1 protein-coding gene and 1 pseudogene are annotated in these 1,786 nt (G+C 74.3%); both read right to left on the bottom strand.

All coding sequences use genetic code 11. The features are described 5' to 3' along the window. A partial coding sequence (locus ABEB16_RS04685; protein WP_345711106.1) for a glycoside hydrolase family 3 protein occupies positions 1-1,273 on the bottom strand: 1,273 nt, incomplete at its 3' end. Positions 1,274-1,472: 199 nt separating this feature from the next. Further along, positions 1,473-1,786, bottom strand: a pseudogene (locus tag ABEB16_RS04690) (DNA polymerase); the annotation flags it as partial.

Below are 1,786 nucleotides of genomic sequence, written 5' to 3' on the forward strand. Positions count from 1 at the left end.
CGTCCACCGCGCTGGTGCCGTCGCTGGTCGGGGTCGACGACGCGGTGGCGCCGATGACGGCGATCGTGTCGCCCCTGCCCGGTGCCAGCGGCAGCACGCCGTCGTTCTTCAGCAGGACGGAGCCCTGCTCGGCGACCTCGCGCGCGGTGGCCTTGTGGGCCCGCGTGGAGGCGTCCGCCACGGGGACGGCCGGCAGCGGCGCGTCGAACAGGCCGCCGCGCACGTACGAGCGGACGACGCGGAAGGCGGCCTCGTCGATCTGCTCCTGGGTGATCTCGCCCGCGGCGAGCGCGGCGTCGAGGCGCTGCGGGGTGTAGAAGACCGGGCGGTTCAGCTCCTGGTCCAGCCCGTTGCCCAGCGACGGGGCGGTGGAGTGCACGGCGCCGAAGTCGGACATGACGTAGCCGTCGAAGCCGAGCTCGTCCTTGAGGACGTCGTCCAGCAGCGGGTTCTCGCAGCTGTGGACCCCGTTGACCTGGTTGTAGGAGCACATGACGCTCTCGGGCGAGCTGCGCTCCAGCGCGATCTCGAAGGGCAGGTCGTAGATCTGGCGCAGGGTGCGCTCGTCGATGTTGGAGGAGTTCTGCGCACGGTCGAGCTCCTGCTCGTTGCCCACGTAGTGCTTCAGGGTGGCCAGCACCGGCTTGTCGGGGTTTCCCTCCTGGATGCCGTTGACGCCCGCCGCCGTCAGCAGCCCCGTGAGCAGCGGGTCCTCGCCGAGGTACTCGGGGGTCCGCCCGGACAGGGGGGTCCGGCTGCTGGCCAGGCCCGGCCCGAGGACGACGTTCCTGCCTTTGTCGAAGGCCTCCTCGGCCTGGGCGGCGAACTTCTCGCGGGCGAGGCCCTCGTTCCAGGTGGACGCCAGCGCGATGGGCGCCGGGAAGGCGGTGACGCCCTCGGTGAAGCGCACCCCGTCGGGGCCGTCGGTGTACACCACGGTGGGCGTGCAGGGCACCTGCGCCGGGTAGGTGACCCCGGCGATCTCGGTCTCCCGGGGGCTGTTGGCGGCCTGCTCGACGAGCCAGCGGTACTTCTGGTGCTGGGTGCTGGCCGCGAGGAGGGCGCGGGCGCGCTGGTCGGCGCTCCTGGAGGTGTCCATCCAGGCCACGCCGGCGCAGTCCGAGGTCTTCTGCGGGGCCGGGGCGGCAGGGGTCGCCGCCGCGGCGGCCGGGGTGAGGGGGGCCAGGAGCGCGAGGCCCAGGGCGCCGGAGAGGTACCGCCTGTGCGACCGCATCAGCGTGCGGTCGCCCGTGCGGGGGTGGGTCGTCGGCATGAGGGGAGGTTCCCTTCCTCGTCGTCGAGGTGGTGGCAGGGCCTGGTGTCGTGCCTTGGAGCGCTTCACGCAGCGAGGGTCGTGACGCTAACCCGCCCGTCGGAACCGGTCGAGCACCCCGCCGGGACGCCGGAGCACCCGGGCTGTCGCCCGCCCCGGCCGGCCTCCGCCGGCCGCCTCGCGGACGTCCCGGGCCCCGCTACTTCGCCTCCGACCAGCGGTGCACCGCCGCCGCGTCCGCCACGAACCGCACGCCGGACCCCGCCGCCCAGCGCGCCGCCGTGGCCGCCAGCGCCTCGTGCAGCAGCGCCACCGTCGCCGCCGCCCGCTGCTGCGGCACGTGCACGAGCAGCTCGTCGTGCAGGCACAGCACGATGCGCCCGGTGCCGCCCAGCTCCGCGACCGCCCGCAGCAGCCCCGCCCGCACCGTCGCCGCCCACGCCTTGAACAGCTCCGCGGCCGCGCCCTGCAGCAGCTTGTCGCCGGCCTGGTGGCCGAAGGTGTCGTTGAAGA

This window comes from Kineococcus glutinatus (assembly GCF_039542765.1).
Classification (GTDB): Bacteria; Actinomycetota; Actinomycetes; order Actinomycetales; family Kineococcaceae; genus Kineococcus_A; species Kineococcus_A glutinatus.